The 25,387-nt window shown below is 44.8% G+C and carries 23 protein-coding genes; 4 read left to right on the top strand and 19 right to left on the bottom strand.

What is annotated here, in order from left to right:
- Positions 1–65: 65 nt before the first annotated feature.
- From N6H06_RS01955 to N6H06_RS01945, 3 genes are all read right to left on the bottom strand, one after another.
- Positions 66–1,817 carry a glycoside hydrolase family 2 protein gene (locus tag N6H06_RS01955; protein WP_263705494.1) on the bottom strand — a complete coding sequence of 584 codons (1,752 nt, stop codon included), beginning with the start codon at positions 1,815–1,817 and terminating at the stop codon, positions 66–68.
- A 658-nt stretch (positions 1,818–2,475) separates the two neighbouring features.
- A complete protein-coding gene (locus N6H06_RS01950) occupies positions 2,476–3,243 on the bottom strand; it encodes an SDR family NAD(P)-dependent oxidoreductase (RefSeq protein ID WP_062745210.1) in 768 nt (255 codons plus the stop codon).
- 85 nt (positions 3,244–3,328) lie between these two features.
- On the bottom strand, positions 3,329–3,502 hold the full coding sequence (locus N6H06_RS01945; RefSeq protein ID WP_404830330.1) for a response regulator transcription factor: 174 nt from the start codon (positions 3,500–3,502) through the stop codon (positions 3,329–3,331).
- A gap of 190 nt (positions 3,503–3,692) precedes the next feature.
- On the opposite strand from N6H06_RS01945, the gene N6H06_RS01940 reads away from it, so the two are divergent.
- Entirely contained in the window at positions 3,693–4,409 is a 717-nt protein-coding gene (locus tag N6H06_RS01940) for a 3-ketoacyl-ACP reductase (RefSeq protein WP_263705493.1), read from the top strand.
- 173 nt (positions 4,410–4,582) lie between these two features.
- Here the strand turns inward: N6H06_RS01940 and N6H06_RS01935 are convergent, their stop codons facing one another.
- The 9 genes from N6H06_RS01935 to N6H06_RS01895 form a co-directional block, all read right to left on the bottom strand.
- On the bottom strand, positions 4,583–5,515 hold the full coding sequence (locus tag N6H06_RS01935; protein WP_318527489.1) for an ArsR/SmtB family transcription factor: 933 nt from the start codon (positions 5,513–5,515) through the stop codon (positions 4,583–4,585).
- A 126-nt stretch (positions 5,516–5,641) separates the two neighbouring features.
- Positions 5,642–7,045 carry a sucrose-specific PTS transporter subunit IIBC gene (locus N6H06_RS01930; RefSeq protein ID WP_404830322.1) on the bottom strand — a complete coding sequence of 468 codons (1,404 nt, stop codon included), beginning with the start codon at positions 7,043–7,045 and terminating at the stop codon, positions 5,642–5,644.
- A 1-nt stretch (position 7,046) separates the two neighbouring features.
- Positions 7,047–8,543 (bottom strand): glycoside hydrolase family 32 protein, encoded by a 1,497-nt coding sequence (locus N6H06_RS01925; RefSeq protein ID WP_263705492.1) that lies wholly within the window; start codon positions 8,541–8,543, stop codon positions 7,047–7,049.
- Between the two features lie 118 nt (positions 8,544–8,661).
- Complete coding sequence (locus N6H06_RS01920; RefSeq protein WP_062745200.1) at positions 8,662–9,669, bottom strand: LacI family DNA-binding transcriptional regulator; 1,008 nt, start codon at positions 9,667–9,669, stop codon at positions 8,662–8,664.
- A 356-nt stretch (positions 9,670–10,025) separates the two neighbouring features.
- On the bottom strand, positions 10,026–10,808 hold the full coding sequence (locus tag N6H06_RS01915) for an HAD family hydrolase (protein WP_263705491.1): 783 nt from the start codon (positions 10,806–10,808) through the stop codon (positions 10,026–10,028).
- Entirely contained in the window at positions 10,801–11,943 is a 1,143-nt protein-coding gene (locus N6H06_RS01910; protein WP_263705490.1) for an ABC transporter ATP-binding protein, read from the bottom strand. The genes N6H06_RS01915 and N6H06_RS01910 overlap by 8 nt, the downstream gene beginning before the upstream one ends.
- 3 nt (positions 11,944–11,946) lie before the next feature.
- The gene (locus N6H06_RS01905; protein ID WP_062745195.1) at positions 11,947–13,749 is read right to left on the bottom strand and encodes an ABC transporter permease; all 1,803 of its coding nucleotides are present in this window, start codon (positions 13,747–13,749) and stop codon (positions 11,947–11,949) included.
- A 16-nt stretch (positions 13,750–13,765) separates the two neighbouring features.
- Positions 13,766–14,944 (bottom strand): ABC transporter substrate-binding protein, encoded by a 1,179-nt coding sequence (locus N6H06_RS01900; RefSeq protein WP_062745193.1) that lies wholly within the window; start codon positions 14,942–14,944, stop codon positions 13,766–13,768.
- 13 nt (positions 14,945–14,957) lie between these two features.
- The gene (locus N6H06_RS01895) at positions 14,958–15,731 is read right to left on the bottom strand and encodes a PHP domain-containing protein (protein ID WP_062745190.1); all 774 of its coding nucleotides are present in this window, start codon (positions 15,729–15,731) and stop codon (positions 14,958–14,960) included.
- A gap of 168 nt (positions 15,732–15,899) precedes the next feature.
- Between N6H06_RS01895 and N6H06_RS01890 the strand changes: the two genes are divergently transcribed.
- Complete coding sequence (locus N6H06_RS01890) at positions 15,900–16,727, top strand: MurR/RpiR family transcriptional regulator (protein ID WP_263705489.1); 828 nt, start codon at positions 15,900–15,902, stop codon at positions 16,725–16,727.
- 86 nt (positions 16,728–16,813) lie between these two features.
- Here the strand turns inward: N6H06_RS01890 and N6H06_RS01885 are convergent, their stop codons facing one another.
- On the bottom strand, positions 16,814–17,452 hold the full coding sequence (locus N6H06_RS01885; protein ID WP_212954540.1) for a nitroreductase family protein: 639 nt from the start codon (positions 17,450–17,452) through the stop codon (positions 16,814–16,816).
- Between the two features lie 107 nt (positions 17,453–17,559).
- Here N6H06_RS01885 and N6H06_RS01880 point away from each other — a divergent pair, with 107 nt between their 5' ends.
- Positions 17,560–17,928, top strand: coding sequence for a MerR family transcriptional regulator (locus N6H06_RS01880; protein WP_062745185.1), 369 nt, complete (start codon positions 17,560–17,562; stop codon positions 17,926–17,928).
- On the opposite strand, the gene N6H06_RS01875 is transcribed toward N6H06_RS01880, so the two are convergent.
- From N6H06_RS01875 to pxpB, 6 genes are all read right to left on the bottom strand, one after another.
- Positions 17,925–19,043: an NAD(P)/FAD-dependent oxidoreductase gene (locus N6H06_RS01875; protein WP_062745184.1), complete on the bottom strand. Its 1,119-nt coding sequence runs from the start codon at positions 19,041–19,043 to the stop codon at positions 17,925–17,927. The genes N6H06_RS01880 and N6H06_RS01875 overlap by 4 nt on opposite strands.
- 44 nt (positions 19,044–19,087) lie before the next feature.
- The gene (locus N6H06_RS01870; RefSeq protein WP_263705488.1) at positions 19,088–19,348 is read right to left on the bottom strand and encodes a hypothetical protein; all 261 of its coding nucleotides are present in this window, start codon (positions 19,346–19,348) and stop codon (positions 19,088–19,090) included.
- Between the two features lie 569 nt (positions 19,349–19,917).
- A complete protein-coding gene (locus N6H06_RS01865) occupies positions 19,918–20,679 on the bottom strand; it encodes a LamB/YcsF family protein (protein ID WP_212954541.1) in 762 nt (253 codons plus the stop codon).
- 13 nt (positions 20,680–20,692) lie between these two features.
- A complete protein-coding gene (locus N6H06_RS01860; protein WP_263705487.1) occupies positions 20,693–21,904 on the bottom strand; it encodes an NRAMP family divalent metal transporter in 1,212 nt (403 codons plus the stop codon).
- A 125-nt stretch (positions 21,905–22,029) separates the two neighbouring features.
- Positions 22,030–23,055, bottom strand: a complete 1,026-nt coding sequence (locus tag N6H06_RS01855) for a 5-oxoprolinase subunit C family protein (protein ID WP_263705486.1) — start codon at positions 23,053–23,055, stop codon at positions 22,030–22,032.
- A complete protein-coding gene (pxpB, locus tag N6H06_RS01850; RefSeq protein ID WP_062745175.1) occupies positions 23,052–23,777 on the bottom strand; it encodes a 5-oxoprolinase subunit PxpB in 726 nt (241 codons plus the stop codon). The genes N6H06_RS01855 and pxpB overlap by 4 nt, the downstream gene beginning before the upstream one ends.
- A gap of 271 nt (positions 23,778–24,048) precedes the next feature.
- Here pxpB and N6H06_RS01845 point away from each other — a divergent pair, with 271 nt between their 5' ends.
- A complete protein-coding gene (locus N6H06_RS01845; protein WP_263705485.1) occupies positions 24,049–25,377 on the top strand; it encodes an ABC transporter substrate-binding protein in 1,329 nt (442 codons plus the stop codon).
- Positions 25,378–25,387: the final 10 nt, after the last annotated feature.

The raw sequence follows: 25,387 nt of genomic DNA, 5'->3' as shown, positions 1-25,387 counted from the left end.
AAGATTCCTTATCTAAGCTCGCCATGTTGGTATCATTCGTCTTCCTTCCTCATTGCTAGATGTGTCTATACTTTGTCATTCACCGCTTTTATGTCTGCTAGATCCAATTTGGGTTTTCGTTTTTCATCAAGCAAACCGTTAATTTCTTGCTGAACGTCCGTAATTTGCGTATAGCAAAAACCGGATACATAAGGAAGTGCTTTAATCGCATCGGTAATCGCTTCATAGCGCTGCAAAAAAGCTTGCTTGGTTGCGACTTGGTTGCCGTACCCCCAGCCGTCTTCGGACTTGAAAGCAATGCCGCCATATTCACTGATTAAAACAGGCTGGCCATTATAGTGGTAGCCTTCGGCGAATGGGTATTTGTCATGATTATGAGGGTATTGGTTGCTTAAAAGCGCCTCTTTGTCCTCATATCTTGCCAGAAACGATTCGGCAAACTCCTCATAGTCATGAAGCGTGATTAAATCAGAAATGGTATGCTCCCAACCGTCATTTGCAATAACAAGGCGCGTCTCATCTATCGACTTTGTCAAATGGTAAATTGCTTCAGTCAATGCTTGTTGTTGTTTGCTTTTTAACACGTCTTTGATACCCCACGATTCATTAAAAGGCACCCAGGCGATAATGGACGGGTAATGGGCAAGCTGACATACCACTTCCTGCCATTCGCTCGTAAAGGCGCCCACTGCTTCTCGTGAGAACGTATAAGCGGACGGCATCTCTGCCCATACGAGTAAGCCTTTCTGGTCACATAAAGCATAAAACCGTTCATCCTCAATTTTTTGGTGTTTGCGCACGCCGTTAAAACCCATTGCGATGATGGCATCAATATCTTGTTCGAGCGCTTCCAGTGATGGCGCCGTCAAGTGCGTATGTGGCCAATAGCCTTGGTCTAAAATCAATTTCTGATAGATAGGGCGATTGTTTAAAAGCACTTGGCCATTTTTCGTCGAAATTTTTCGCAAACCGAAGTAAGAAAATGTTTCATCTACCGCTTTTCCGTCTTGGTAGACAGTGAACGCCACATCATATAAGTGGGGATGTTCTGGTGTCCAATGGGCCACTTTCCATTCATGGATGTCAGCCTCTAAATCAACCGTTAGTTTCATGTAGCGGCTTTCGGGAGAAAACGAAAGGCGGCGCACTTCTTTTCCTCGGAAAGAAACAACTGTTTCGATTTGCACCCCCTCAACCTTGTTCGTATTCAGTTCATAATCAAACTGAACGGCATGTTCGTCAAAATTCGGTGTAACCGTGACGTGTTTTAAATAAGTATCGGCGACAAACTCTAGCCATACGCTTTTCCATATCCCAGTCGTTTGCACATACCAGCAGCCGAAATTTTCATCGGTCCACCGTTGCTTCCCTCGTGGCTGGGATGTGCTTTTGCTGTCTTCTGCCCTGACGACAATCTGTTGTGTTTCCCCTTGTTTCACATACGGTGTTATATCAAAAGAAAACGCGGTATTTCCGCCAACATGTTCGCCTACAACTTGCCCATTGACCCATACCGTTGCTCGATAATCGACTGCTTGGAAATGAAGGAGAACACGTTTGCCTTTTTGTTCAGCTGGAATATCCACGTCTCGGCTGTACCATAGCACAGGATGAAAGGCATTCTCGCCAATCCCGCTTTCTGGCGATTCATAGGAGAAAGGCACACGAATCGTCTGTGGAAATGCGCTCTTCAACTGCCACTTTTCCATGACCCCCTTGTTTTGATCATCAAATTTAAAATGCCATGGCCCATTTAAATCCATCCAGTGTGTGCGCACAAGTTTTGGACGTGGAAATGCTTTGTCTGCCAATGCCATTTGCCAGCACTCCTCTCGGTTTTTGATTTCCCATTAAATAAAGCGCTTTCAAATAATCGCAGTAATTGGTCACAAAAAATATGTTTATAAACACATTTTTCGTTTAGGTCGATCATACGCTTCCCTATCTTCATTGTCAATATTTTTTGTTAAAGAAAGCCGCCCTGATAATGGGCGGCTTCCGTATGATTCTGGAAAATAACATATCTAATTTTTTAGGTCGCTTCACTATCGTTTAATTTGGACGAACTAAAATCTTGCACTCATTTTTGTCGTTTATAAGTTTCCCAAATCCGTCTTCTACAATATTATCCAAGGAAATCACACTTGTTATGAGTGGCTCAACTTTTAAGTGATCCTTTTGATAATAAATCAATTGCTTTAGCAAAGATAATTATTATAACCGAGAGAAGAATTAATATTTTTCTCACCAACTACTTGCACTGTGGGATGATAATATTCAATTGGATTTGCAAACAGACTGACAATCATTAACTACGGTTCCTTTAGCGGCCTTTGGCTCGGGTGTTTGCGCAACCTTCACATTTAGAACCGTAGTAAACTAGTGCTTTCAAAATAATTCTCCTTTATAATCAATGAGTATATCCCAGACTTAAATTATTTACTCATTTATTCTTAAATATTTAAAAATATAGAATTAAGCAGAAGTAGTTCCTTGTCCGCCATCGATTCGGTAATAAGAACCTGTGATAAAGGATGCCTTTTCAGAAGAAAGGAATAGCATCAGATCAGCGATTTCTTCTGCTGTAGCATAACGATTCATCGGTACACTCGCTTCAAAGCCTTTTCTAGCTTCTTCTTCATGCCCTTTAGCAGCATTTGTTTCTATAGAGCGCATCATCGCTGTATCTACGGCAGATGGAGCAACCGCATTGACACGTACCCCATAGTCCGCTACTTCCAAAGCAGCCGTTTTATTGATTCCGATAAGTGCATGTTTTGAAGCAATATAAGCGCTCATGCCTGGAGCACCAAGCAAACCTCCGTTAGAAGCTGTATTCACGACAGCACCGCTCTTCTGCTCTGTCATTACTTTCAATACATGTTTTAATCCAAGGAAGGCACCTACTACATTGACAGCCAAAACCTTTTCTAAGTTTTCAACAGTTGAATCAACAATATTTGCAAATTCTCCGTTGATACCAGCATTATTAATGAAGACATCAATGCGACCAAACTTTTCCTTAGTTTTTTGCACATAATCAATTACGTCTTCTTCTTTCGCAACATTTGCTGCCAGCAAGATTTTCTCTGCATCAATGGATGCTGTAGCTTCCTCTAGTGCTTCCTGGGAAAGGTCAACTAGAGCGAGTTTGGCTCCCTCTGCTGCAAACTTCTTAGCAGCTGCGATTCCGATTCCGCCTGCTGCTCCTGTTATAAGTACTACTTTGTCTTTGAAATCCATCTCCGATAAGCCCCCTCATATATTACACACTGCTTATTATAAGTAATTTAATTATTTATAATAACCAATCTGACTTGTTTAATGATTATAAAGTAGTATCCCCAATCCAGCTTTTATTATTACTACCTTGTAGAATAACCCCTTGAGTACGATCATTTACATTCAATTTTTTCATTAAATTGCTGACGTGGTTTTTAACAGTCTTTTCACTAATGTTTAATTTCTCCCCAATGTCTTTGTTTGTTAGACCTTCTGCTATATTTTTATTTTTTGCTGGCGAAAATCGGGGTCTTTATCATCAATAAACGATGTCAAGACCCAAATAATTTTTTTCTTGAAGTGATAGATCTTGGGGTGTTTCATTTATCTGCACTCGAAACGGATAGCTCGCATCCGACTTTGCTTTTCGATAAAATACAGATTGATCATAATAAAAAGGAAGTGGCAGGATGCAATCAATTAAAGGAAAAGTGGCGCTTATTACAGGCGCAGGACGTGGAATCGGACGAGCTACAGCCGAGGCTTTTGCGAAAGAAGGGGTCCATGTTGGTCTCGTTGGCCGTACGCTAGAAAACCTTCAGAAGGCTCAAAAGGATTTGGAACAATACGAGGTGAAAACGGCGCTCGCAACAGCAGATGTTGCCAATTTATCTTCTATTTCTGCAGCAGTGGCAGCGATTCGTGAGGAGCTTGGAGCCATCGATATCCTTGTGAATAATGCGGGTATTTCAAAGTTTGGTGGGTTTATGGATTTAACCCCAGAAGAATGGACCCATATTATTGATGTGAATATTAAAGGGGTGTATTACACAACCCGTGCAGTATTGCCTGAAATGATCGAGCGACATTCAGGTGACATCATTAACATTTCCTCAACCGCAGGGCAAAAAGGTGCACCGGTTACGAGTGCCTATACAGCTTCTAAAGCAGCAGTGATTGGACTTAGTGAATCATTAATGATGGAAGTTCGTAAAAAAAATATTCGTGTTACCACTCTCACACCGAGTACAGTAGCGACAGATATGGCGAAGGAGTTGAACCTAACGGATGGCAATCCCGATAAAGTCATGCAGTCAGAGGATTTAGCAGACTTCATGGTAGCTCAGCTCAAGCTTCACCCCCGTGTCGTTCTAAAGCATGCAGGACTTTGGTCTAATAATCCTTAAGAGAATTAACAATAAGACTAGATCATATCCTCAGTAAACTACCCGACGTTCCTTTCGCGGGTCCGTTCTTTTTTAGCTAAACACAACTAGATAAAAGAAGTACGCTCATCCGATGAGCGTACTTCTTTTCATTTCATTTCTTGGCTGGTTTTGTCCCAATTTCTAGCGGCTTTCTACTCGTCAAATTCAATGATTAATTTCAAGTCTTGGGGATGATCGCCAAACTTTTTCCCAAATAAATTGATACCCCCTTTGTGGAGCGCGTTTTCCTTAATGCCGATACGCACAGTAATGCAAGGACTTTCCTCTAGTTGCAAATCGGCAATCGTAACTGGATTAACAGGCAAGTGGTCGAGCAGCGCTTGTTTTTTCGTCACCGTCCATGTTTTAAGGGCGCCATATTGTGTTCTCGTATTGTTAAACCAAGTTGGCGGGTTCTGCTTGCCTGGACGGTCGCCAAAGTCGCCTGGGCTTGTCCACGTGCCAATATCAACGCCATTAATCCAAACGGTAATGTCAGACGGCCAGTCATGATCATAGTTAGGCGCCTCTGAACACAACTCACAGGAAAAAAGCAAGCTGGCTATTTTCTGCTTTGGTTTTAGGGCAAACGGAAATTTATACTCAAAATAGCCAGTCCTCGTCCAAATGATTTGTGCGGTTGAACGATCTGGATGGTAGAATTGGACGGGGTCGTCTTCATTTAAAACGACGCCATCGCTGTTTGCCATGCCGCATGTCGGTGTTACGGAAAAGTCAACATAGTGCCCAATCGGCATATTTATTTCGTATGTATGCTTTTCAGTTCTTTGCCCACCATCATTTAAGGCGATATGGATGTCATCAAAGTTGCGTGTACACACTTTCATGGCACCGCGGCTAGCTGGGCGCAGTTCGGTTAAAATGAGCCCTGCTTCTTGTAGCACGTTCACGTTGGAGGCCGCTGTAGAAATAGGGATGCCGATGAGGGTGGCTAACTCATGCACGCTATATGTTTCCTTGCTTAGTAGTTCAATCATGCGAACGCGGACATCCGTCGACAACGCATGGCACACTTTGCGCAATTTCACTGGTTCATGAATGGACAACTCTAGCAAAAACGACACCTCCTGTTTCTTTCATTTTAGCATATACGGTTACAGTCTCCTTTTCCATAGCCTTTTTTCGCCCCTAGCCAACAAGAGCAAAACGGATTGCATCCGCAACCCGTTTTGTTAAGCTAGCCCAACCGTTTATTTCCTGTCGCTGAGCATCTTATCGTTAAAGCCAAACAGCCAAGTGAGCACGAAGGCAACGACTCCTGCTGTTACGTTGCATAAAATATAGAGTGGAAGCTGGCTGTTCAAATATAATAGCGTCCCTGGAATGACTGTAATCGCCATTCCAGTTGCACTTAGCTGGAAAGTCGAAGCCATGAAGCCCCCGATGCCTCCGCCGATTAAGCCCGCGACGAACGGCTTTACATACCGCAAGTTTACGCCGAATATAGCTGGCTCTGTTATGCCGAGAAAGGCCGAGAACGAAGAAGGCAAGGAGAGCGCCTTTAATTTGGTGTTTTTCGTTTTCAAGCCGACGGCAAGACAGGCTGCGCCTTGTGCCGCTATTGCGGATGTGACGATCGCGTTGAATGGATTGCTTCCCGTTTGCTCGAGAAGTTGGATTTCTAAAAAGTTGAAAATATGGTGAACCCCTGTAACAACAATAATTTGATTGAAGAAACCGATTAGCAGCCCAGCGATTCCGAACGGAAGATCCAGCAAATAAGTTGTCGCATTTAGGACGACTTCTTCAAACGAATGAAAAATCGGGCCAATGGCAAACAGACCGAGCGTAATCATGACCAGTAACGTCAAAAACGGCGTCACGATCAAGTCAATGGCTTCCGGAATCCGCTTTCTCAAAAAGCGTTCAAACTTTGCCCCAATAAGTCCGATGAAGAATGCTGGCAAAACCGAACCTTGATAGCCGACCACAGGTATGAATCCAAACATAACAAGCGCTTCCTCGGAGCCGTTGGCAACACTGTAGGCATTGGGCAGCGCCGGGTTTACGAGCATTAATCCAAGGACAATGCCTAGCACCGGATTGCCTCCAAACACTCTAAAGGCCGACCAGGCAACCAAAGCAGGTAAAAATGCAAACGCCGTGTCTGTTAATACTTCCGTAAACATCAGGAAATTGGTCGAAATATCATCTGGCGTCATGCCAAACCAAGCTAGCACCGTTTCCTGGGTGAGCAAGCCGCGTAAGCCCATGAACAGTCCCGTCGCTACCAATACTGGAATGATCGGCACAAATACATCGCCAAAAGTGCGGATCGCTCGTTGAAATACATTGCCTGTCTTTTTTGCTTCTGATTTCAGTTGGTCTTTGCTTGTGCTTTCTACGCCTAGGCTCTCAATCGCATCAAAGACTTGGTTGACAGTACCGGTTCCAAAAATGATCTGGTACTGGCCAGAGTTGAAAAAGGCGCCTTTTACTTTGGCGATCTTTTCTACTTTCTTCTCGTCGATCTTCTGTTGATCATGGACCATAAGTCGAAGCCGTGTCGCACAATGGGCAAAGGAAGCAATATTGTCTCTGCCGCCGACGGCTTCAATCACCTGCTTGGCGATTTCCCGATTATCTGCTGCCATATCATTCATTCCCTTCTATACCGTTTACCGCATGACTCAAATCCCACTTGGTGACGGTTAAGTGGGCATTGCCTTTGTTTACGAAAAATCGGATCCCCTTGCTGTTGGGCTGAGGAAAAATCCGGCTTGTAAACACTTCTTCGCCATCATTGATAAACAATTCGACTGAAGAGGTGTCGACAAACAAGTGAAATTGAATCTGTTCTGCCACTAGCCTGCAGGACCGAGCCGCTCCGTAGCTACTGTTGATCATTTCCCCTGCCATTGAACGATCCATCGTCACCTTCTGCTGAACCGTATCGTAAGTAATAACAGTACGCTCTTTTTCACTGGTGCGGATTTCGATTCCGACGGTTTCGGCATCGATTGGATCAAATGTACAAATCATCTCAAAAGCGGCGCCAGCAATGCCATCATATGTTTTTGTCTCATTTGTTAACGTATCCTGTACGTCGCTTCGCTTTTGTCTCAACTTCTGTAGTTCTGCTACTGGCTTTTGCAGCAGTTTGCCGTCGCGTAACTCCAATGTTCTCGGCAAAGTTAGGCAATGTGCCCAACCATGGGAATCTGTCGGATAGCCGATCTCCGGCTGCCCCATCCAAGCGACCATAATCCTTCGCCCTTGCCTATCTTTCATCGTTTGTGGCGCATAAAAATCAAACCCTCTATCCAGCTCACGAAAGCAGCCATGTTTAAAAACAAGCGTTTCTCGGTTCAAAGGCTTGCCAATGATGTAGCCCGACTGATACAGGTTCAAAAAGCGATCTCCTTGAGGCGCTAAGCCTTGGGGACAAAACAAGAAAACACCTTGCCCGTCCAACTCGAAATAATCTGGGCATTCCCACATATAGCCGAAATCATTCAAGTCGGTGTTTATCTCGCCAACGAACCGCCATTCCAACAAATCAGGCGACTCATACAAGACGGCCGTGCCAGTCAAGTCATTTCGCTGAGTGCCGATGACGCAGCGATACATATCTTCGTCCTTCCATACTTTCGGATCGCGAAAATGGGCTGTATATCCTTCTGGAACTTGTTCAATGACAGGCTTCTCCCATTTTGAGACGGCTCCATTTGCGTCCATTACAGCCATGCACTGGAACGTTTGCCTGTTCCAGTCTTCGTCCCTTGCATTGCCCGTATACATCAAATGCAATTGTGAGTCTTTGGCGATTCCGCTTCCTGAGTAGACGCCATGGGAATCAAAAGATCCGCCAGGCGCGATCGCACTCCCAACATTGCGCCAATAGACAAGGTCTTTTGAAGCCGTATGGTACCAGTACTTGAGCCCATGGTACGTTCCAAGGGGAAACCACTGATAAAAAAGGTGATACTCTCCTGCAAAATAAGCAAAACCGTTAGGGTCGTTTAGCAAGCCGGTAACAGGCTGAATGTGATACGTTTGCCTCCACTCGCTTTCCTGCACCTGCTTTTGCAAAGCAGCGATTTCTTCAGGAGAAGCCTGTTCTAGGCGGCGGTATTTCTGTTCTCTGTCCATCCTTCTTCTCCTTGCTGATCTGTTCTCTCGATGTTTCGGAACCGGTTCCAATGAGATGAAAAAATAATGAACACAGTTCCAAAGCCTATTTCACCCTTCTTCGGAACCGGTTCCATAATTAATATAATCGATGTTCCCTCTTGTTGTCAACGCTTTCACGCTCTATCAATTCACATTGCAGGACTGTGAGGAGGTCAACACGCTCATCGTGAACAAGTTTTATAATGTGCCGCGCGGCCAAACGCCCGCCTGCCGCATATCGATATTTCACCGTCGTGAGCCCTGGATGTATCACTTCCGTCACATCATACCCACCGACACCCGTAACCGAGAGATCTTCTGGAATTCGCCATTCTCTCATCTGCGCTGCCTTCATGACGCCGAGTGCAATGCTGTCCGTTGCGCACACAATCGCGGTTGGAAGCTGCCTGGAACCATCCAAAATAAGTGAAGCCGCTTCTACTGCTGCCGACACCTTAAAGCCGCTCTCATAAAACTCAGCTGTGGCGCCGCTTTGCTCCTTCAGCGCTTTTTGAAAGCCGCACTTCCGCTCAACGCCTACCGCTACGTCCTGTTCCGTTACACCTAAGTAGGCGATACGATTATGCCCTTTAGACAAAATGTAGCGACCGATCTCGTACCCTGCTGCATAATCATTGTAAATAATACTGTGGACGTTCGGATGCTGCTGGCCGTGGAAAATGACAGGAATCCCGATCTCCTTAATTGCCGCCAAATGGACATCGGTAATTTGAGTAGCCAATAGGACGATTCCTGATATTTTTTGCCTTGCTAAGTCATATAAGGCCTCAATTTCACGGGACAAATCTTGGTTCGTGTTAATGATGAGCATCTGGTAGCCATTTTCTCTAAGCTCTTCTTCCATGCCAGTAACAGTCTGTGCCACTGAGAAAGAATCGAGCCGCGGGACGATCGCACCGATGATGCTCGTCTTCTTTGCTTTTAAGCTTTGTGCGAAAGAGTTTGGAATGTATCCCGTTTCCTTGATTACTTGTTCGATTTTAAGCCTTGTCGTATCGCTGACCGAACCACCATTTAAATAGCGGGATACCGTACTTTTGGCTACCCCTGCGATTTTGGCGATGTCTGCAATTGTAATGTTCATTCGCTCCCTCCAGCTGGCCTGTTTCTTGTCCGCCCTCCTGTTATTGCTTCGATTTGGCTATACACAAAATGCTCTCCCTTTCCTCAACTATCTCTTCTTAAATATAACATGCAGGCAGATAAGAGCAAAACGACACTATCAGTCATACAACCTATGTCTTTGTCTATTTTTGCTTCGATCGATAAAAGTTTGTCCTCCAAGCCCCTTGAAACATAAAATCAGGAGAACCGCTTGAGTGCGGTTCCCCCCTTATGTGGCATCTGGATCACCTTCGAATAGCTCCCCTAGCAAGCGATGACCATTCCTATTTCCCTTAGTAAACATTTATTGGCAAACCCTTTAACAGCAGCACTTATTTACTGCGTTTGAACAAGCAGGCTCTCATTAATCACGGCAGCGAGAGCATGATCACAGTGATGTTTTGTCATTGAAACTGCTATTTTTTTTAGGACTGGATGGGCGTTTTCTACAGCTATTCCAAAATCAGCGTTTGTTAAAAGGGAACAATCATTTAACTGGTCCCCGATCGCAGTTACACGGTAGTCAGCTAACGCAGCCAGCTGTTTTAAATCCCGCAAAGCTTGTCCTTTTGATACACCAGGAGGAAGAAGTTCTAAATAGGTAGTATCTGATTGGACACATTCAGTGAGTAGCGCTCCTACAGCTTGAATCGCTTCTGTTATCGCAGACCCGATGACGAGCAACTTATTAAGCTTGGGTGGAGGGGCCATACTCACTTCACATTGTACATTTTCCTTGCTTTCATAGTTTGAAATGAGTGTATTTCGCCTCGGAATAAGGATGCAATCATCAATGTAGGCAAGCACAGCTACTCGTACTGATTGAAGCCTCCATAGCCTTTCAATCTCCGATTCTCTGTTTTTTAATATATAAGAGCGAAGCAATCTCCGTTCCTTCGGGCAATAAATCTGCGTTCCATTGCCAAGGATGACAGGGATTTGGATATTGAGCTCTTCCATGTAAGGCAGAGCGGCAGAGAGCATTCGCCCTGTGGCAATCGTGAATTGCCCTCCGCACGCTTGAAATGCTTGAATAGCAGCCTTATTTTCTGAACTAATCTGCTGCTTTTCATCAAGCAATGTACCATCCAAATCGGAGACGAGTAGCTGCTTATACATAGACATGTAAATCCGTTTGCTGGCTTTGTGTTGGTACGTTGTTCAGACGTACACCAGAAACGCGGTCGTAAATGTTAAGACCTTCTGTATTGGCTGTAACATATACTGTACTGTCTGGAAGATAGGATCCGACCCCTATTTCCTTTGCTAACAGAAGTGTATCCCCACATTGAATATGGACAATGGTCTCCGCTCCTGCTGGTAAAACGGTTTTGACTACACCCCTCACGGCCCCTTTTTGAGGCGTTTTCGTTATTCGAAGATCCTCTGGCCGAACTGTTAAAACGACATCCTCACCCCACTCAGATATCGATTGCTTATTCACCACAAAGCTTCCAAGATCAGATTGTATTTGTATGGTCGTTGGGCCATTTTCGGTACATGATGCATCTAAAAAGTTATTGGCCGGATTGCCGATAAATTGAGCGACTGTTAGGTGGTTAGGATATTGATAGAGTTGAATCGGCTTATCGACTTGTAAAATCCGCCCTTCAGAAAATACAGCAATTTTTGTCGACATGGTCATCGCTTCAATTTGGTCATGGGTGACATAGATCATCGTTGTTTTTAATTCATGGTGCAATCGTTTTAGCTCTGCTCGCATCTCTACTCGTAGTTTGGCATCCAAGTTCGATAAAGGTTCATCCAGCAGTAAGATTTTTGGCTCTGTCACGATTGCCCTCGCAATCGCGACACGCTGTTGCTGTCCCCCCGATAGCTCAGAGGGGTAACGGTCCTTATAAGCTAGGATCTGCAACTTTTCAAGGGAGGTTTCGACTTTTCGTTCAATCTCTTTTTTAGTCATTTTGCGCCCTTCAAGGCCAAACGAAACGTTCTCAAACACAGTCATGTGGGGCCACAACGCATAGTTCTGGAAAACGAGATTCAATTGACGTTCAGCAGGTGGGGCAAAATAATGAGCTTTGCCGTCAGCCACCCGTTTATCCCCTATGGCAATCACTCCCTCTTCTTGCGTCTCAAGTCCGGCAAGCAATCGCAGCGTGGTCGTCTTTCCGCAGCCAGATGGTCCAAGAAACGTCATAAAATCCCCTTCTTCAATCTCAAGGTTTATATCCTTTAACACATGCTGCTTATCAAAGAATTTGTTAATTCCCTGCATTTTAATGAACGTCATTTCTTACCCTCCGATTCCTTTCGTAAAATCAACCTTCCCGAATTTGCTGGCAATATAGTAGGTGATTAAAATAATCACGACAATGATCAGCATTAACGCGTTGGCATATTGCTGAAAACCTGATTCTGCATACTTAAACATGAGCGTAGGCAGCGTATTATTCTCAGGAGTCATTAATAGAATAATTAAGTCTAATTCTTTAATCACACTAATAAAGAGCAACAAAAAGACGGAGAATAATGTTTTTTTACTTAATGGAAGCAAGATTTTAGAAAATCGTCTAAACCAAGAAGCTCCTTGTACGTACGCTGCTTCTTCGAGCTCCCCTCCGATTTGGTGCATCGTACTTGTACCGGAACGAGTCGCAATCGGGAGTTCATTCACTATACATATTAAGATGATTAATGTTAACGTTCCGTACAATCCAGGCATAAGCCAGCTTGGAGTAGCAAACATCGATAAATAAATAGCTGAGAAGGCAATGCCAGGAATGAGATAAGGCAAATAGCTTAGTTGTTCAATTAAACGCCCATCTAACCGATTTCTTCTTTTAGAAATAAGGTAACCAAATACTAAGCCCATCAAGGCTGCCATGCTTGCTGCAATAAACGCGATTTTTAACGAGTTTCCTATTGCAGAAAATAACGCATCATTTTTTAGTACGCCTACTTCACCTGAAGCAATCGCTGGGTTCGATTCCCCGATCCAAAAATGAAGGGTAAATTGGTCGAATGAAAATTGGCTGTTTGTCATCATAAATGTTTGCAATGTCAAAACGATGAGAGGGACAGCCGACACGGCCCCCATTCCACCAAGCACGAGCCACGTAAGAGGGCGCCGCCATTTATTGAGCGTGTATAGATGTTTGCGCGCGTCCTTTCCCGTAATCGTAGCAAAACTTTTTCTTTTGCCAACGGCCTTTTGATTAAAAAAGATCAACAGCGCACATACCATCAGCAAGACAATGCATAAGACATACGCTTCTGCTACCATCCGGTTTTGGATGCTTGAATGAAGCATCGTAGCAATTGTGTAATATTTGGTTGGCAGTCCTAAAAAGGCGGGCACACTAAACGATCCTAGTGATTTAGAGAATGTCAAAATAAACGCGGAAGAAATCGCCGGGATGATCAGCGGCAACGTAATTTTGCGAATCGTTCTCCCATTGCTTGCGCCTAGAATACGAGCGGATTCTTCCAAACTGGCATTGACTGCCCCTAGGGCGACTGACAGCAATAAAAAGAAAAATGTAAAATAATTCAAAGTCATCGTTAACACAATAGGGACAAAACCATACGCCAACCAATCAGGGGGACTTATTTGGAACAGGGAATAAAACAATCCCTGCCCCCCGCCGATCCGATCGTTTTTAAAAACGGACATCCACGCAAATGCCATCACCCATGAAGGCAGCATGTAAGGCAAAATCGCCAACATCGTTACCGTCTTTTTATAGCGAAAGTCAGTGCGCATCACTAACCAGGCAAGCCCTCCACCTAGCAGAAACGAAAGCAAGGACACACTTATGCCAATCGATATAGAATGCATTAAAGGTTTATAAAAGAGCGATTGACTAATACTCCCTGAAAAAACATTCACCCAATTTTGGACCGTAAACGCGTCTGTTCCTCCTGAGCGGGCATCCCCCTGCAAGCTTTCTAGGAGAATTTGCCCGATCGGGAAGGCAACCATGTAAGTTAAAAATAGAAGAGCAATGGCAGACATAAGATAAATCGGGTTTGCCAACATGAGCATGAGTCGATTTACAATTGGGTTGCGCGAATGAAACTTGGAAATCCTCTTCACCACAATCCCTACCTTTTTATTGATTTTCTAAGATAAAATTCCGGACTTCATTCGAGTGCTCATATAGGTATTCCCCATCATACGGCCAGAGGTCAAGTTCATCACTTGAGCGCTGCCCTTCTACAGATACATCGGTTCTCGTTGACCATGAGCCTGGCACATTATAGGGGCGGAACCCCTCTCCTTGTCCATCCGCCTCTCCTGCCATCCAACGAATCAGTAATTTTGCGGCTGCTGTATGTTCAGCCTGATTGGCCATATATAAATAGGAAGTACCAGCGACTGACATTTTAGGCTCAACATCATACAGGAATTCTGCCTTGTAGCCCTGCTCTTCAATATGGCGTGATTTACTAGATGTCGTAATTCCAACAGGAGGATTCTCCTGTCCTGGTGTACCAACTGCTTCCACTACTTCATCGCCAGAGCTGACAAATACCGGGTCATTCGCTAATAGTTGTTTAATAAATTCATAGCCTGCATGATCTGTGCCGTTGAGCTCAATGTCCTTTCCATATTTGTCTTTATAAGCCGCTTCCATATCGTCAGCATTTTGAACGATTGTCGTTAACAAATCCAATGTGTCGGAGGAAAGCAATGGATCGTCCATGACAATTCTGCTCTTCCATTTCTCGTCCGTAAGGTCCCACCAATTGGTAATAGGTGATTCATCATAGACTTCCGTATTCACAAATATTGCTCGAGTCGAAAAATAAAAAGGCAGACCCGGTTCATCTAAAAATGGCGCATCTAAGTTTTCAACTAAATCATCTGGCGCATACTTATGCAACATCCCTTCGTTGACAAGCTCCCCAGAAACAATGCCCCCTCCATCTTTCACAAACACCACATCGGCTGTATTTAACCCGGCCTCTTGCTCGCGAGTTACTTTTTCCACGATTTCAATTGTCCCTAAATCAAATGCCTCTACTTGAATACCAGGATATTCTTTCTCAAAGCTTGCCTTTACGTCCTTAATTCGACTCGATTGGGAATAAACAACGACTTTCCCTTCCTCTTTTGCCGCTTCATATAGCTCTTCAGGCGTTTCGTTTGCTCCAAGGTTAGCTTGCTCAAGCCAAGTATTATCCTCGGCAGTCGCAGTGCTCGATTCACTGTTCCCGCAAGCAGAGATGACAAGTAAAGATGAAAAGACGAGTCCAAAAGCCGGCCGTTTATAAAGTTGTTTTTTCATGTGCGGTTCTCCTTTAGACACTCTTAACTGAGTCTTGTTTTTTATGTTTCTTCCATACATTCTTCATTGTTTCTGCTGCCCCGACTCTTGTTTTTAACACAGGCGATATTCCGATGCGGTAGGCGTTTGCTTCAATAGCCGCCTTTAACTCGATAGCCGTCTGACAATCGTGATCGAAATCATTGTAGACCGCCCCGTACTGAATCGGTAGATGGGTGTCACTGCCACAGACGACCGGCTTCCCTATTTTTTTGGCAAACGCTGCCACCTCCAATTGCGTTTGTTCCAATCCTTGGCGGAAAAGGTCCCGTCCATTTAAATCAAATGCATCTAGTTGTTTAAGAAGTTCTGGGTCAATATGAGTAAGAGGGGTTTTTTCCCTTAAAGGATGAGCCCCAATTCCCAACAATGGGTGGCTTTTTCCAAGTTCCATTAAGTCAGAGAACGGGATAAAGTGTTCTTTTTCAGTATTCGCCTCTAGCTGTAACCGTATGTCTTGAATGGATGCACGCGGGCCAATAAAAAGGATATGGCCGCCTTCCCTTACATCGACCTCCATGCCCGTAAACACTTTAAATCCGTGCACATCATAGTAATCCCCTACGTACGGGTAATGCTCATCCAGAACATGAAACAGATCAAAAAAGTGATGTGTGTTAAAATGCTCTGTCAGTGCTGTTGCATCAAGCCCTGCCTCTCTCGCATTTTCAATCATTTCTTCAAAATACAGCAAAGAGAAGTCTGACTGTTTTGTCCATTTTCCGTGTGTATGAAAGTCGATCCTCATAAATAGCCTCCTGAATGTAACGTCTACATTCTTAGCATGCACTTGTAGTATTAAGGAAATATAAATTCATTGTAAAAAAAGAATCATCATTCAAAAGTGTATTTTTTTATACATTTTGTCATTGTATACTTTCCTTATTGGCTTGTTAGAAAAGGAGGTTTTAACGGAATGCAACCATTTGAGACGCATGAGCTAACGAAAAACCAACAACGAATTGCAAACTATATCAGCAAAAATATTGAGAACGTCGCTTTTTTAACAGAGAAGGATATCGCAGACGCGTGCTTAGTCAGCAGCGCTTCGGTCTCCCGCTTCTGGGAAGCGGTCGGCTATAAAAATTTCAAATCGTTTAAAAGAAGTCTCCGCGAGCAGTACCTTTCAACACCTGCCGCAAAAACGGAAAACACGATGCACAAATTTGGGCAACATCCATTTCTTCCGATGATGGAAGCCCATATTCACAACCTAGAAAAGACGTTGACACGATTGTCAGATACGGACTTCCGATCAAGTTCGTCTTTGCTGATCGAGGCAGACACCATTCATGTATACGGCAATGGAGCGGCTCAATTCATGGTAGACTTGATCGCTTTTCGCCTAAGGCGCTTTGATTGCAACGTACATACTCTTGCTCCTAGCGGGCATGAAATCTTTGAAGATTTGATTCACATTCACCCATCTGATGTCATCGTGGTGTTTGGCTTTATGGATTTTTCTCCTGAGCTTCAGGTAATTTTTGATATCGCACAAAAACGGAAAATTCCAATTGTCTTAATTACAGACCGCCTCATTTCTCCTATGAGAGAAAAAGCAGCAGCGATTCTTTATTCAGAGAGAGGTGAAAACAATGAGTTTCACTCACTTGTGTCTACATTGGCTATTGTGGAAGCACTAATACTCGAGGTATGCCGGGGAAAGGGCGATTCAGCTATTTCGAAGCTTAAAGAACTACAGGATCTACGGAAGCAATACGCCAGTAAATTGCCGAAGCAATAAAAAATGAAAAAAGAAGCACTGTGTTCTTAAGAACAGTGCTTCTTTCGATCAGTGGTTTACCTTTCCTATGACTGGTTTACTCTTCTCTACCTCCAAAAAGTGATCTGTTCTGGACTTAAACGAACAGAGTCATAGCCTTGTTCCGCCGCCTTTCCAATTGAAAGAATGAGTACAGGCGTGTATCGTTCTGGATCTAACGCAAAGGCCTCTGCTAATTGATCGGCCTCAAAGCCACCAATCGGGTTTGTGTCATATCCATATGCTCTTGCTACGAGCATGAGTTGCATGGCAAACAAGCCACTATCTACTTTAATGACATCGTTGATCTGCTCTTTCGGTAATGTTGGGTAATGGGACTGAATTGCGGCCAATTGCTGGTCTCGAACTTCTGGCGGCATCTTCCCTTCATCAACCGCCTTATTAAAAATGTACTCAGCATTTTCATAGGACTTAAAGTCTGCAAACACTAATAACATTGCCGATGAAGTATCATTTTGTTTTGTATTAAATTTAACAAGCGGACGGAGCTTTTCTTTGCCTTCATCACTCTCCACCACAACCACACGCCAAGGCTGCAAGTTTGCAGAAGATGGAGCGGACGCAGCATCCTCAATAATACGTAGGAGCTCCTCTTTTGGTATTTTATAAGTCGAGTCATACGTCCGAATCGAACGGCGCCCCTTGATAATCTGCATAAAGTCGTTGTTTGTTAACGTAGATGACATGGATATCCCCCACTTTTTCTGGATTTAGTGAAGCTTAAGCACTTCACTACAAAAATCCTAAACTATAAAGTATACTTCATAGCAAGAAAAAAGCGGGGGGATTGAACATGAAAATTAGTGAAGTCGCCAAAACGTTAGACCTGCCCATCTCGACCATCCGTTACTACGAAAAAATGGGCATCGTTCCGGAACATTATATGACCAGGGACGAAAATAATTATCGCCAGTATGATGAAACGATCATCCACCACCTTCAAGTCGTCAAAACACTCTTAGCAGTTGGCTTTTCCATTGGTGAAGTGAGGTCGATGATTGAGCGGAACGGATTTACAAAGGAAGAGCATACTCGGATACTCAAAGCGAAAATTGATGAAATCGAAAAAGCACAAAGGAAATTAGAGCAGTCTAAGCAATATCTTTACGACATTCTCGCCTCAGATATCTCATGTGAAAAAGGGTTTGGTAAGTTGGATTAGCACTCACAATCAACCTCACAACAAGATAAATCTTCAAGCAGCATTTGATTGTCTCTGTACTCGGACATCACATCGTCGTCTATTTGCTCTCCCCACTTGGTTAGCAAATGTTTGATTATCACAGCAAATCTTGCTCTAAATTTATAAATAAAGCAAAAAACAGCGGAGTCGTGTTCGACGCTTGGCCCCGCTACAAACAGATTGTTAACAAGTGTTGATTCATCTGCTTCCTCACTTAATTGGGGCTTCCCATTTTCTTTCCATTCAAAGAACGCTTCCATTTGCTTGGCGCCTGAATGAAAGCCCGTCGCAAGGATTGGTTGCAGCGATGTGGAGATAACTTGCCCATCTTGCAGATAAACCTCATATTGGGCACCTTGCTGTTCGATCTTTGTGACTTTTACATTCTCTACAAATTTAACGCTCCCTTGGCCTACTGCTTGCTGTATCCGCTCAAATGTATAAGGAGAAATGGTCCTGCTCGGATCGGCAGCAAAGTCCTTTAAACGTCCTGCTAACAAAACCGTTACCTGGCTGCCATACTGTGATAAATGATAGGCGGCATCCATACCACTTTCGCCACCGCCAATCACAATACGATTTCCTCTTTCTAATTGCTTATAAGAATCAATAGAACCATTCCTTAGCCCGTATTCGGCCCCTTTTATGCCGTCTGTGTTCGGGAAATGGAATTCACCCGTTGCCCAAATTAACGCATCACACGTCCATGTGCCTTGTGAAGTTTGCAACGTAAATATGCCATTGGCTTTCGTCACATTCGAAACAGCCTGTTCTTCTTCCACCTTTAAGTGAAAATGATCGGCCAGTAAGTTCAAATAATCACTGTACTCTTCGCCTGTCAGATGCTCTTTTCGAAACGAATAAGCAGGAGACGTTCCAGGGGTAATCGCATTTAAATCGAGCGCACCAAACCCCTGGCCTGTAAAAGAAGGCGTAATGAGTTTCATCTCGGTTGGCCAATGGAGAAAAGATGAACCGATGACATCAGCCTCCAAAATGACATACGAGTCAAAACCTAATTTTTCTAATAAAATCCCTAGGCCAATTCCTGACGGTCCAGCGCCTACAATAATGATTCGTTTATGTTGAACCATAATTCCCTCCAAAGTGCTTTTTACCTTCATTCGCAAAATGCAACTTAACGATTTGTTTTGACATAAAGCTGAGCCATGTATTCCAGATAATCATGGATAGATTCTTCGTTAGGTTCCAGCTGCTCAAATACCTCATGAAGAATATCGATTTCATCATCGGAGGCATCGATGATTTCATTGATGATAAAGGTACTATCGATCAAATGTAAGCAATCATCAACGACAAATCTGTAACGCCTTTGTTCCTGTATATGCTTATCTAGAAAGCTCTTCACTTGGCTTCTATAGGATAATGGTTTCACCATCTTCCACCTCCGCAAATCGTAATCATTACGCTTTGTTGTTAAGTATACTCGAACATTCTCGGTAAACACAAGCGTATTTTCTTAACCTTTATTCAGAAAGATCGTTGAAAAAACGGACAATGCTTACGACGGCACCCATTTATCCCCTGAGAAAATCGATGCCGTCCGAATGAAAAACGCAAAGCTAAGGGAGCATGATGAACGAACGGCGGACATGGTCACACTAGATACGGCGAGACGGGGTAGCTAAATTCGAAAATGTCCCTGTTTATCATCTGCTAGCAGATCCATATGGCGACGGCACAATGGATGAATTTAAACGGATTGAAGCTGTCCTTGAAGTAGTCGGCTCTGGGGAGAATTTAATGGTCGATGTAAGTGGAGGCTTTGCGCTTGGTGTTAGGTTTGAGGTGAAGAATCACTGATAGGAGTTGTTGCAGGCGCTGTGAAATTTTCATTGACTGACTGTGGAGTTGGAGAAATGTTTCTCTTCCAACTCCTTGTAGCTCGTTTTTAAAGCAGCCTTTCCGGTGGCATGCCTTTCTCTTCATGTTACTCTGTTCGCGCCGTTAGCTGTTTCCTGCTTTGACGGCAATGCCATGGCGTTTAAGCTCTCCTTTAAGCTGCTCGGCAAATGCGACCGCATGGGCGCCATCGCCGTGAATGCAAACGGTTTGTGCGTCAATCTCTACATCGGTGCCTTGCTGTGTCCGGACTTTCCCTTCCTGTATCATCCGTAGCACTTGTGCAGACGCTTCTTTTGGATCGGTTATTAGAGCGTTAGGGTCACGTCTTGATGTTAGGCTGCCATCTGCTTGGTACGTACGATCAGCAAATACTTCGCTAGCTGTTTTCAGCCCGGTTTTTTCCCCAGCAGCAATAAGGGCGCTTCCCGCAAGGCCATAAAAGACCAAATCTGGGTCAACATCGTAAACGGCGTTGGCGATTGCCTCAGCTAGTGCCTGGTCAGCTGCAGCCATATTGTATAAGGCGCCATGTGGTTTGACATGATGGAGCTTGCCTCCTTGCGCTTTCGCAATCGCCCATAAAGCGCCAATCTGGTACACGACCAGTTCATACCCTTCTTGTGGGGAAATGTCGATTTTTCTACGCCCAAAACCGCCAATGTCAGGAAGGCCCGGGTGTGCGCCAATCGCGACACCATGTTCCAATGCACGTGCAACCGTTTCCCTCATCACATGGGCATCGCCTGCGTGAAATCCGCAAGCAATGTTGGCTGATGAAATGTAAGGCATGATTTCTTCGTCGTTCCCTATCGTGTAGGCGCCGTAACTTTCGCCTACGTCGCTATTTAGATCAATGGCATTCATCAATGTCTCCTCCTTATGAGCTAGTCCATAACGTAGCGATGCCTTCTAATGCGATGTACCCTGCAACCAATGTAACGAGTACAGTAACCGCGCCAAAAACCAATAATGGCGTTGGATGATGATAGTCGCCGACAATTTCTTTTTTGCGCGAGGCAATTAAGATCGTCGTCAATACGATTGGCAAAATCAGTCCATTTAAGGCGCCAGCTACGATCAACAGCGTTACCGGCTCGCCGATTATTAAAAAAATGCTTGCCGAGATTGCAATAAATCCGGCAATAAACACGCTATTATATTTAGAGAAAAGTGGATGGAATGAACGTAAAAATGAAATGCTTGTGTACGCACAGCCAATGACAGAACTAATGGCAGCAACAAACAGAACAAGCCCGAACATATAATAGCCCATGTCGCCTAGAATGACCAAAAACGCTGTTGCCGCTGGATTGCTTGCATCGAGGCTAAACCCTGCAGACACAACGCCTAGCACTGCGAGAAACAAAAATGTGCGCATCATGATGGTAGTGACAATTCCAAGCGATGCTGCCCTTCCGACAAAGTGGACGTTTTCTTTTCCGGTGATTCCGGCATCGATAAGGCGGTGCCCGCCAGCAAAAGAAATATAACCTCCGACCGTTCCACCAACAATCGTCACAATTGGCAATAGCAGCGCCAAAGCGTCATCGGGTACAAATGCCTTTATAAGCGCCTCTTGATAAGGAGGGCTTGTCCGCACCATAACAAAACCAACCATGGCAAGCATCACTACACCACATATTTGCATGATACGGTCCATAATCGGACCAAAGCGCTTAACTAAAAATAGCCCGATTGTTAATGCCGCGGCAATGAGGCCGCCTACATTTAAAGGCATGTTAAAAAGGACATTTAGCCCTAAGGCGGCACCACCAATGTTGGCAATATTAAAGGCAAAACCACCGAACAAAATTAAACCGGCAATGACATAACCAAGCCCAGGCAACAATTTGTTCGCTATTTCTTGTCCACGCTTGCCTGAAACGGAAATCACGCGCCAAATATTCATTTGCACACCGATGTCAATAAGAAACGATAATAAAATCGCAAATGCAAAACTAGCAAGGTATGTTTCCGTGAAGCTTGCGGTCTGCGTTAAAAAAGCGGGCCCGATCGCCGAAGTAGCCATTAAGAAAATAGCGCCGCGCAAAAACCGGCTGCGCTCCTTTTCAGATAGTTGTTTTTCCATTTAAACACCGGGCCTTTCATTTAAATTGGTGATGACTTGCCAAATGAAAGTGATCCAACCTACAACGCTTCTCACTCTTTCTAAAGGAGGCACTGCCGCTGTTTTGCCGTCGTTGGTTTTTTCATTCACTGGTTTCGTTGTGCAAGCCATTCTGCCCGTTTTAGCGCAATGCCTACCTTTCGTTGTTGCATCGCCATTTCCTGCTGTAAATATAAATATTGCGCTTCTTCCAAAGAAATTTTCTTAAATGAAAATGTATCCCCCGGCCGCATTTGCGCAAGCTTATGCAAATCTACTGCAGCAACTTGCAACATGCGAGGATAACCGCCTGTTGACTGCCGGTCAGCCATTAATACAATCGGCTCGCCATCAGGTGGCACTTGCACGGTCCCAAACGTGACAGCTTCTGACAACAACTCCTCCTTCGTTTCACGTATGAGCGGCGCTTCTCCCTGAAGGCGATAGCCCATTCGGTCGGAGTTGTTTTGGATCGTGAAGGACATGTCGAACACATTCGTTTGGCTCTCTTTTGTAAACATTGAAAAATGGCTGCCAGGAATTGCCCGGACAACGGTCTCGCTCAAAGAGGCAGAATCGCTCAATGAACCATTCACATGCCAATTCGAAACAAGGGGACAACCTTGCTTATCTGCTTTCTTTAGTAAAGGGGCAAGGTGCTCGGCAACCTTTCCAACCGGGAGGAGATCGCCTTTTTCCAATTTCCTTCCTTCGAATCCACCGAGCTTGGCGCGTAAATAGGTACTCCGGCTTCCTAGAACAGCAGGTACATCAATTCCACCGGCGATCGCTAAATAAGCCCTTGCTCCTTGCCTGGCCGTTTTAAAAGTAAGCTCTTGGCCAGCAGAGACAGAAATAGCCGCTCCCAACGGGTATGGTTCCCCTTCCATGTAGGGGGTCATTCCTTTTCCCGCTACACAAATGAGACTCGCTTGTTTAAATAGCATCGTAGGGCCGAGAAGTGTCATTTCCAAGCAAGCCGCGCCTTCTTCATTTCCAACTGCAAGATTGGCACTGCGGAGAGCTAGCTTGTCCATTGCCCCGCCTTCAACCACCCCTTGATGGAGATAACCTTTGCGGCCAAGATCTTGAACCGTCGTCAACAGTCCCCCTTTTAAAATCGAAATGCTCATCGTCCCGCCTCTTTCATGTGTTCATATGTTTCCGCTGAAATCGCCTCAAACCGGACGCGATCTCCTGGGGCAAGCAAGCTTGGTTGCTTGCGCTCAGTGTCGAATAATACAAGCGGTGTTCTGCCAATAAGCTGCCATCCGCCAGGCGTTTCCAATGGGTAGACACCAGTCTGGCCACCGGCAATTCCGACCGCGCCAGCAGGAATCACCGCTCGGGGCTGTTTTCGTCTTGGCGCGGAAATGGACGGGTCCATCCCGCCGAGAAACGGAAAACCAGGGGCAAATCCGATCATATAAACGAGGTAGTCGCCAGCACAATGCCTGTTGATGACATCCTCTACGCTCAAATGATTATAGGCGGCAACCGCCGCTAAATCTGGCCCATAGTCGCCGCCATAGCATACTGGGATGGCAATCGTTTTTCCAGTTGAAGCTTGTTCCCTTTCCCCTAAAGCATCAATCCGTTCCCTTAGCAAACATTCCACTTTTTCACAAATACTGCTCCCCTTCATTGCTGCGCCAGCAACAAGAGCAGGGTCAAAAAATACCGTTACTCCCGTATAACTTGGGACTGCTTCAATATAGCCAGGAAAACGACGCTTGTCCAAATCGTTCATCAACTGCCTAATCCGCGCATTTGTTGTATCACGAATGCCAGCGGCGAACGATACCGTCAACGCTTCTTCGCTTAAAGGATAAAATTGCAGGTGTTGTCCACGCATTTGCTCTCACTCCCTCATTTGTGGCGGCAGCCTCGCATTCGCAGATGTTTCAAAATAGTATATCATTCATTCCCGTAGCAAAAAAGCGATTCAGCCAAACGAAACGATGTCTGAACTTGTTTATTTAACATCAACAGACAACCTCGACGCATATAAATAATGAAGTCATCCGTTTAAGGATTGTGTAGCAACAAGGAAGGATTTAGCAAAAGGAAAGCGAACCATTTACACAGTAATGTAAGCGTTTACAATTTACTAAGGAGGGACTTTCATGAAAAGATCGGTTAAACCGCTGCTTATTGTGCCGCTGCTGCTGCCGTTGTTGGCCACTGGAAGCTGTGCGAATGAAGAGGCAGTGACAACAAACGAAGTCGAACTAACATGGCTTGTCCGTAGCGACCCAAACTTAATTGAATGGGAGCACCGAGTCATTGAAGAGTTTGAAAAAGAGCATCCTGGAATTAAAGTCCGCCTGCAGACGATTCCCCAAGGGGAAATTGACCAAAAGCTGCAAACAATGATTGCCGGCGGCAATGTTCCAGACGTTTGGTCGCCAAACTGGGCTGATTCTGGCTTTGGTGGTTACCATAAGCTAGGTGCTTTAAAAGATTTAACGCCTTATATCGAGCAAGATCCAGAAGTGGTAGAAGGCATTGACGAAACATTGTTGGATATTTACCGCACAGAGGAAGGGACTTTTGGGCTACCGATCTTATCGATGGGCTCTTTTCTTTACTACAATCGGGACTTGTTTGATGCGGCTGGCATCGAACCGCCGCCGACCGATTGGGAAGATAAAAGCTGGGACTGGGACGCAATGATTGAAGCAGCAAAAGCGATTACGAACAACGATCTGCCGCCGACCCAGCGCGTTTATGGGATTTTGAATGACAATTCCCCTAACCGGGATGCATGGATGTTTGGCGGCGACTTATTCGCTCAGGAAACCTATGAAACAGGAGAACTAGTCGAGCCGACTGTGACAACCAACCCGCGCAATTACGAAGCCATCCAAGCACGGTACGATTTGATTAACGCACACGAAGTGATGCCGCCGCAAAGCGAGGTGGCCGCGCTTGCGCAACTAAGTGACCCATTTTTAAGCGGGCGCGTCGGCATGGTCATGAAAGGCGGTTGGGGGACACGCCAATACGCCAATACTGACTTAAACTGGGGGCTTGCAGCTTATCCTTATACGAACGAAGACCGGCAAATTCCCCTTTACGTCGATCCGTGGTCGATTGGCGAAGGCAGCAAGCATCCAGAGGAAGCATGGGAATTCCTCAAATTTTTAATGGACCCAGACAAAGCTGCCAAATGGATGGTCGAAATGACGTTAGAAAGCCCCGCTCATAGCGAGTTGAAAGAACTTTGGTATGAACTGATTTCCGAGCGAACAGGCATTTCAGTGGATGATTTGCGCAAAGCAGATGAAGGCGCACTCAAATATGGGCGCCCGACAGACAACCACTTAATTTCTAATTTTGCGCCTATCATGAAGCACCAAAACATGACCGTTAATGCTATTTACGACCGGCGCAAAGGCGTAGAGGAAGGACTTGAAGAGCTTCAGAACAACTTAAAGGCGCTAACTTATTAAGGAGGGATGA

Source organism: Shouchella tritolerans (genome assembly GCF_025770735.1).
Classification (GTDB): Bacteria; Bacillota; Bacilli; order Bacillales; family Bacillaceae_D; genus Shouchella; species Shouchella tritolerans.
The sequence above is the reverse complement of the archived record's forward strand: the minus strand, read 5'-3'. Positions and strand labels throughout refer to the sequence as shown.